1 protein-coding gene is annotated in these 244 nt (G+C 52.9%); it reads right to left on the bottom strand.

The genetic code is table 11. The features are described from left to right. The coding region (locus tag H8K36_RS19060; RefSeq protein WP_222611294.1) for a hypothetical protein at positions 1-244 on the bottom strand (244 nt) is incomplete at both ends.

Here is a 244-nt window from a genome sequence, read left to right as displayed (position 1 = left end):
CTGCATTCGTGAACGTACCTGCTGTCACTGGAGTGGCGTTGCTGTCCGCACCGACCGTGTCGTTCGTGATCACATTGCCGGTGACTGTGTTCGGTACTGCATCTTCAGTGATGTTGTTGATGTCACCTGTCGCTACTGGTTTGCTATCCGTAATGAGGATATCTAGGCTGTCGTTATTGGTCGCGCCTAAGGCATCGGTGACTGCTACGGTGATACTGTCGGTCACATCGCTGTTCGCACTTTG

This window comes from Affinundibacterium nitidum, from assembly GCF_014284155.1.
Classification (GTDB): Bacteria; Pseudomonadota; Gammaproteobacteria; order Burkholderiales; family Burkholderiaceae_D; genus Undibacterium; species Undibacterium nitidum.
This window is presented reverse-complemented; position numbering and strand designations above follow the sequence as displayed.